This window comes from Butyricicoccus sp., assembly GCF_050872565.1.
GTDB lineage: Bacteria > Bacillota > Clostridia > Oscillospirales > Butyricicoccaceae > Butyricicoccus_A.
The window spans coordinates 1-7,768 of sequence record NZ_JBNMHC010000078.1; the positions used below are offsets into that span (position 1 = coordinate 1).

Consider the following 7,768-nt stretch of genomic DNA (forward strand, 5'->3'; position numbering starts at 1 on the left):
CCTGCTTTCAGTGCGGATTACCGCTGCCGGTGCAGTCACAGATTGCAGATGAAATTGCGTACTTCCGCGCGTATTATCAAACATTAAAACCGGCAGTCTTTTTGTCTTATGAACGAGAAGCCTATTATGAAGCAGATGGCGGAGAGCTTCGCGTGACATTTGATGAAAATATTTTGTATCGAGAGCAAGAGTTTTCTTTGGGCAGTTCCATTTATGGCACACCGATCTTGCCGCGCGGACAAACGCTGATGGAGATCAAGACGACAGGCGGCTTGCCGTTGTGGATGTGTCGTGCACTCAATCGTCTGCATATTTACCAGACATCGTTCTCCAAATATGGGAGAGCGTATCAAGATATTTTACAAAAATCAAAGAAACAAAAGGAGTATTCATATGTTTGTTCATGTTTTTCAGGGATTGTTTGATTCGGATTTGACACAGGTGATTTCGCTCACGGACTTTTTACTGTGCGTGTGCAGTGCCTTGGTCATCGGATTGATTTTGGCGGCATTTTACATGTATCGCACGAAATACACGAAGAGCTTTGCAGCGACGCTCGCTCTGCTTCCTGCGATTGTTTGCGTGGTCATTTTGATGGTCAATGGCAACGTAGGTACCGGTGTCGCTGTTGCCGGTGCATTTAGTTTGGTTCGCTTTCGTTCTGTACCGGGATCGGCAAAAGAAATCGGTGCGATTTTTCTCGCCATGGGCACAGGCTTGATTGTTGGTATGGGATACATCGGATATGCTTTTCTGTGTGCGGTTTTACTCGGATTTGCCAGTGCACTGTTAAACGGCATAGATTTTGGCAGCAAAAAAAGCACCGCACGGTATAAAACACTGCACATCACCATTCCGGAAGATTTGGATTATACCCATGTTTTTACACCGATTTTAGAGCAGTACACATCTAACTATGCATTGACACAGGTCAAGACAACCAATATGGGCAGCTTATTCAAATTAACATACGATTTAACCTTGTGCCATGCAGGGGAAGAAAAAGAGATGATTGATGCGCTGCGATGCCGCAATGGAAATTTGGAAATTTCTATTTCTAACCAAGAGACGAGTACTAACGCACTATAACGAGGTGAATGGGATATGAAAAGAATACATGCAATGAGTTTTCTACTTGTCGGTGTTTTGGCCTTGACTGGATGTGGTACAACTGGGACAGAAAACTCTGGAAGCGCGTCCGTGACAACGACAACAAGTAGTACGAATTCTTCACAGGTTAGTACAACAGATTTATTTTCCAGCAGAGATTTAGAAGTTGGATATGACCAAGAGACCAGCACGAAGATTACCCTTTCCGGTACCAGCGCGTCTTGCGATTCGGATGCCGTGCAGATTGACGGCAGCACAGTCACTATTACGGATGAAGGCGCGTATATTTTGTCCGGCACATTGGATAATGGTATGATTATCGTCAATGCGGAGGATTCTGATAAGGTGCAATTGGTGCTCAATGGGGTAACGATTACCAATGCGACTTCGGCAGCGATTTATGTTGCACAGGCGGATAAAGTATTTCTTACCACGGCGACCGGCTCAGAAAATACGCTGAAAAACGGCGGAGAATATACAGCAATCGATGATAACAATATTGATACAGTAGTTTTCTCGAGATCTGATCTGACATGCAATGGCGAAGGTTCGCTGACGATTTCAGCAGAGGCTGGTCATGGTATCGTATCGAAAGACGACTTGGTTTTGACCAGCGGTACGTATACCATTACGGCGGAAAAACAGGGTATTTCCGGCAAGGACAGCGTGTGCATTGCAGATGGCACGTATACCATTACATCGGGAAAAGATACAATTCATTGTGAAAATACAGAAGATACTGACAAGGGATTTATTTATATCGCGGATGGAACCTTTATCCTTCAGGCAGACGGAGATGGCATCAGCGCAAGTGCATCCGTTCAAATTGATGCCGGAGACTTTTCAATTACAACCGGCGAAGGCAGTGCCAGCGCAACGATGAAAACCGAGCAGATGGGCGGTCCGCGACAGGAAAATCAAACCGAGACAACCATAGAAGAAGATTCGACCAGTCAGAAGGGCATCAAATCCGGCACAACATTGGAGATACTTGGCGGAACGTTTACAACAGATACAGTAGATGATTCGATCCACGCAGGTGGTGATATTACGATTACCGATGGCACATTTACTCTGAAGACCGGTGACGATGCGATACATTCTGATGCCAATGTGGTGATAAAAAACGGCAATGTGTCTATTCCATATTGCTATGAGGGAATAGAAGGATTAACCGTCACCATTACCGATGGTACGTTCGATATTACAGCAAATGATGACGGCATCAATGCCGCCGATGGTTCTGCCGCCAGCAACCGTCCGGGTGATGCAAACGACAACTGCGTCATTACGGTCAATGGCGGCACAATTACCATTATATCCGATGGTGATTGCTTGGATTCCAATGGTGCGTTGACGATTAACGGCGGTACGCTTGATCTGACATGCAACGGAAACGGAAATACCGCACTGGATTGCGATGGCACGTATAGCAATACCGGTGGTTCTGTCACAACAAATGATGGTTCGGAAGAAAATCCGAACGAGATGGGCGGCGGTCAAGGTGCACCAAACGGTCAGCCAAGCCAAAGACCGGGAGTACAGAAAGATGGTGAAACAACATGAAAACTAACTGGATTGCGTTAATTCCGGCCTATGAACCGACAGAGTTGCTCTGTAAACTGCTGGAACAGGCAAAACAGGCGGGATTTGAGCTGATTATTGTCAATGATGGCAGTAGTCCTGCGGCTCGATCCGTATTTGCACAGGCAGCAAAATATGGCACTGTTCTGGAACATGAGCAAAATCAAGGAAAAGGGGCTGCACTCAAAACCGGCTTTACGTATATCCGCAATAACTATTCAGCGGATCACATCGTGGTGACATTGGATGCGGATGGACAGCATCGGATCTCTGATGCGCAGAAAATTTGCTGTGTGGCGCAGCAGCATACGGATACTCTTGTACTGGGCAGTCGGACATTGAAAGAAAACGTGCCTCTGCGCAGTTTGATAGGAAATACAACGACACGTTTGGTATACCATATCACGACAGGACAACCAGTGCGAGATACACAGACAGGATTGCGTGCGTGCAGTGCAAAGCTGATTCCTATGCTTTTAAAAATCCCCGGACAATGGTATGAATATGAGATGAACGTACTGTTATACTGTTCGCGCATGGGCGTTCCGATTCGAGAGGTGGAGATTGAGACGATTTATATTGACGACAATGCAAGCTCACATTTTGACACCGTAAAAGATTCCTGCAAGATATACAAAGAGATTCTCAAATTCTCTGTTTCTTCGCTGACCAGTTTTTGTTTAGACTATGGATTGTATAGTATTCTTTCTATGCTCACCTCGAATATTTTGGTCTCCAATATTGGTGCGCGATTGGTCAGTGCATCGGTTAATTACACAATGAATCGTCGTTTAGTTTTTAAGAGTGATTCTCATATCGCCCAGTCCGCAATTCAATACGCGCTGCTGGCGGGAGTGATTCTCATAGGCAATACGTTTGTACTCAGTCTGCTGACTAATCAGCTTGGAATCAACCGGTATATCGCAAAATTGTTCACAGAAATACTATTTTTCTGCATGAGCTGGCTGGTGCAGCGCAAGATTATCTTTCGTATCAAGAAACCAATGAAAGGAACGAAATGAGAACATGAGGGTTAAACGACGCACATGGGTAATTGCGTACAGCTTGATTCTCCTTGCATTTACAGGGTATTTGGCTGTAGATACCTTCGCTATTTCACGGGTATATACAGTTGTTGACACCAAAGAACAAGATACTAGTGACACGTCGAGCTCTGACAGCATTGTATCGACAGATACTGAATACAAAGATGAGAATATCACGATTACCCTGACAGAATATCGAGAATATGATACTTCTATTTACGTGGCAGACGTACAGGTTTCCTCGCCGGAATATTTGAAAACAGCTCTTGCACAGAGCGCTTATGGACGTAATGTGACGCAAAAGACCTCAGAAATGGCAGAGGAGAATCATGCAATTCTTGCTATCAACGGAGATTATTATGGTGCACAGGAAAAAGGATATGTTATCCGAAATGGTGTGATATATCGCGATACAGCCTCTGCCGGACAAGAAGATCTGGTACTGTATCAAGATGGAAGTTTGGAAGTTATCCAAGAGGACGAAATCACAGCACAAGAATTATTGGATCAGGGAGCGCAGCAAGTATTATCGTTTGGCCCTGCGCTATTGGAAAACAGCACGATTTCTGTTTCTCAAAACGAAGAAGTCGGTAAAGCAAAGGCGAGCAATCCACGCACAGCGATTGGCGTCATTGATGATCTGCACTATGTATTTGTTGTCTCGGACGGCCGAACCAGTGAGAGCACCGGCTTGTCCTTATATCAACTGGCAGAATTTATGAAAGGCCTCGGCGTGACAACAGCGTACAATCTGGATGGCGGCGGCTCGTCTACTATGTACTTTAACGGCAAAATTATTAATAATCCAACAACGAACGGCAAAAATATACAGGAGAGGAGCGTGAGTGATATTGTTTATATCAGCGATTAAACAAACAAGGAAGAACTGTGCGAAAACAGCGTTCATCTATTTGATTGTTTCGATTGTCTGCGCAGTATTCGGCGCGATTTATGAATGGTTCAGCCATGGTGTGTATTCCTATTTCATGCTGTATGCATTTTTGCTTCCAATGATTGGAGGTGTGCTCCCATTTTTTATATTGTCTTGCTCGCAGATGCGGCTTCCGGATACCACTGCCTGTGACTGGTATCATGCGGGCATTGCTGCGCTGACGATTGGCAGTCTGTTTACCGGCGTGTTGGAGATTTACGGCACAACCAATCGTTTAACGAGTATATATTGGATTGTTGGCGCCATGTTGATTGCGCTTGGCGCAGGGAGATATATTTTGTCAAGAAAGACTTGAAAAAACAGACAAATTGTCCCATAATATAGCTTGATACTATGGGAAGGAATCATTGTATATGGACATGACAACCACGCCAATAGCAAAATTGCTGTTTAAACTGTCTCCGCCGGTCATGCTGGCGCTACTGATACAGTCGATTTATAATATCGTTGACAGCTTTTTTGTCGCTCGGTATTCGCCGGAAGGATTAACCGCATTATCTATTATTTATCCGATGCAGTTGCTGATGACAGCGCTTGCTACAGGTACAGGAGCAGGCGTGAATCTCCTTATTTCCAGAATGGACGGTGAAGGAGAAACAGCAAAACAAGCAACAGTAATGACAAATGGTTTGCTTTTGAACGTAATTCATTTTTTACTCTTTGCTCTGTGTGGAATTGCCCTTTCACCTACTTATTTTCATCTTTCATCCAACAACGAAACGGTTTGTAGGCTTGGAATTATCTATGCGAAGATGATATTTGGCGGGTCATTTGGACTCTTCGTAGAATCTATTTGTACAAAAATATTGCAGGCAAGAGGAAACATGATGCTGCCGATGCTCGCACAAGTTGTTGGCGCAGGAATCAACGTGCTTCTCGATCCCATCTTGATTTTTGGTTATGCTGGAATGCCAAAGATGGGAATTGCAGGTGCTGCTGTTGCATCGATTGCTGGGCAGTGGTCGGCTATGGCGATTACCTTGATTGCTGTTATGCGAACATACCACATACGAGGAAAAGCAGATCGTAACATGTGTTGCCGGATTTATCAAAACGGAATAGGATCTATCGCAACGCAGTCGCTTTATACATTATATATCATCGGTTTGAACATGATTTTAAAGCTCTTCACAGAAGATGCTGTAACGGTACTGGGCATTTATTATAAGGTGCAATCGTTCTTCTTCATTCCGCTGCTGGGATTTCAGCAGGTACTGCTGCCGGTCATCAGCAATAATTTTGGAGCAAGGCAGGCAGAACGCATTAAGCAAATTGTGAAATTTTCTATGTTACTTTCAAGCGGATTGATGTTAGCAGCTATGCTAATATTCCTGCTGTTTCCGCAAGCACTGCTATCTATCTTTACATCGAAGCAGACGATGATGGATATTGGAACATACGCATTTCGTGTAATTGCACTGAGCTTTATTCCTGCCGGAATAACAATTGTTATCACATCCTATCTGCAAGGCATTACAAAGATGCGTGCCAGCGTTTTTGTCATTGTACTGCGTCAAGTGTTCTTGCTCGTTCCGCTTGCTTTTGTCTTACATTTTATTGGACTCAAAGCAGTTTGGTGGACATTCCCGATTACGGAAGTCATTGCAGCATTTGTGTGCTTGATATTCGAGAAAAAATACAGAAATTTTATTACTAGGTAAGAAAATGAACCAATAGAAATACCAGGTGGGAATTCCTGCCTGGTATTTCTATTGGCATTTGTTCTTGTAAAAACAAAATTTTCTTGACAGCCTGATTTCCGGTGGCTATAATGGGTGAAAAATACAGGTATGTGTGGAGGTGCGAAAATGATTGCCGGTATGGCGTTAATTGATGAACCAGAACAGCAGGTTAAATTAGAACAAATTTATGATACATATCGGTCATTGATGCTATATCGGGCGAGAGAGATTCTACATGATGACTACTGGGCAGAAGATGCACTAAGCGAAGCGTTTATAAAAATTGCAAAGAATATTGAGAAGGTTCGAGAGGTAAACAGCACCGAGACCCGCCACTTTGTTGTCATTATTGCAGAACGGGCAGCCATTGACTTGTACCATAAACGCAACAACCATACAACGATCTCACTAGATGAGATCACGGAAGAACCGGGGTATGAAGAGCACGTACCGCAATCTCTTTCACCGTTGGTAGCGGCAATTGTGAAGCTCCCGCCGAGCTATCGTCAGGTAATTCTGCTTAAATTTTCAGAAGGATATAACAATCGAGAGATTGCACAAATATTGGGATATTCTGTCAGCAAAGTGGAAAAACTAATCAGTCGAGGAAAGAAAAAATTACAAACCTATTTGCAGGAGGAGGGGATTGAGCGATGAAATTAACAGATGATATGCTTCAACAAGCTGCGTCTGAAGCAGCGGAGTACATGGATAAAACATGTACAGAAGGAGCAGAAAAACAAACACATACCTTCTCACCTTGGTTTGAACAAGAGATGCAAGCACTGATTCAACAGCAAAAACGGCGAGAAAAACGAAAAAAGATTTTTCGCTATAGCCGAAATGTTGTTGCTGCTGTGCTCGTCATTGCTATTGCGCTGCCGTTTTTCAATACGGATGTCCGCGCGGCATATCGGGATTTCTTCCAAGTATTGACACGGCGAAGTGATGAATATACTGAGAATTCTGTTACACTGCGAGGAGATCACACCATAGACGAATTTTCACCTGCACAGCTTGGTTGGATTCCGGACGGGATGAAACAAGTAAACGAGACGCGAGATGAAGAAAATGGATATTTTCATGTCTTTTATCAAGGTTCCAACGATGTAAGTTTTGGTTTAGATCAAACATTTGTCACGGTAGAATCCGGAAGTGTTGCTTGGTACAGCGAAGACGCCAAAGTTTCTCATGTGGAGTTCCGTGGAACGACTGCAACCCTGACGGAAGATGATGGCTTCCGTTCACTGGTATGGAATGAAGCAGGCTGCGTGATGGAGCTTTCTGGTTCGGTATCCAAGGAAGACCTCGTAAAAATAGCCAAAAACATTACCATTTCGCAGCAAAAAAAATAAATAAAAATTTTTTAGAAAAAATTGTCCGAGATTGCCTCC

General features: G+C 43.9%; 9 protein-coding genes. All 9 read left to right on the forward strand.

What is annotated here, in order from left to right; all coding sequences use genetic code 11:
- Positions 1 to 425 (forward strand): VTC domain-containing protein (locus tag ACR0P9_RS04905; RefSeq protein WP_432617871.1); only part of this gene is annotated, 425 nt, incomplete at its 5' end.
- Positions 394 to 1,089, forward strand: a complete 696-nt coding sequence (locus ACR0P9_RS04910) for a DUF4956 domain-containing protein (RefSeq protein ID WP_432617873.1) — start codon at positions 394 to 396, stop codon at positions 1,087 to 1,089. The genes ACR0P9_RS04905 and ACR0P9_RS04910, both read left to right, overlap by 32 nt.
- Before the next feature lie 15 nt (positions 1,090 to 1,104).
- A complete protein-coding gene (locus ACR0P9_RS04915) occupies positions 1,105 to 2,676 on the forward strand; it encodes a carbohydrate-binding domain-containing protein (protein WP_432617875.1) in 1,572 nt (523 codons plus the stop codon).
- Positions 2,673 to 3,716, forward strand: coding sequence for a GtrA family protein (locus ACR0P9_RS04920; protein ID WP_432617877.1), 1,044 nt, complete (start codon positions 2,673 to 2,675; stop codon positions 3,714 to 3,716). The genes ACR0P9_RS04915 and ACR0P9_RS04920 overlap by 4 nt, the downstream gene beginning before the upstream one ends.
- A 4-nt stretch (positions 3,717 to 3,720) precedes the next feature.
- Positions 3,721 to 4,611, forward strand: coding sequence for a phosphodiester glycosidase family protein (locus ACR0P9_RS04925; RefSeq protein ID WP_432617879.1), 891 nt, complete (start codon positions 3,721 to 3,723; stop codon positions 4,609 to 4,611).
- 40 nt (positions 4,612 to 4,651) lie between these two features.
- On the forward strand, positions 4,652 to 4,987 hold the full coding sequence (locus ACR0P9_RS04930; protein WP_432617881.1) for a hypothetical protein: 336 nt from the start codon (positions 4,652 to 4,654) through the stop codon (positions 4,985 to 4,987).
- Between the two features lie 58 nt (positions 4,988 to 5,045).
- The gene (locus ACR0P9_RS04935) at positions 5,046 to 6,353 is read left to right on the forward strand and encodes an MATE family efflux transporter (protein ID WP_432617883.1); all 1,308 of its coding nucleotides are present in this window, start codon (positions 5,046 to 5,048) and stop codon (positions 6,351 to 6,353) included.
- Positions 6,354 to 6,500: 147 nt separating this feature from the next.
- On the forward strand, positions 6,501 to 7,031 hold the full coding sequence (locus ACR0P9_RS04940; protein ID WP_432617884.1) for an RNA polymerase sigma factor: 531 nt from the start codon (positions 6,501 to 6,503) through the stop codon (positions 7,029 to 7,031).
- Positions 7,028 to 7,729 (forward strand): DUF4367 domain-containing protein, encoded by a 702-nt coding sequence (locus ACR0P9_RS04945; RefSeq protein WP_432617886.1) that lies wholly within the window; start codon positions 7,028 to 7,030, stop codon positions 7,727 to 7,729. The genes ACR0P9_RS04940 and ACR0P9_RS04945 overlap by 4 nt, the downstream gene beginning before the upstream one ends.
- Positions 7,730 to 7,768 lie beyond the last annotated feature (39 nt).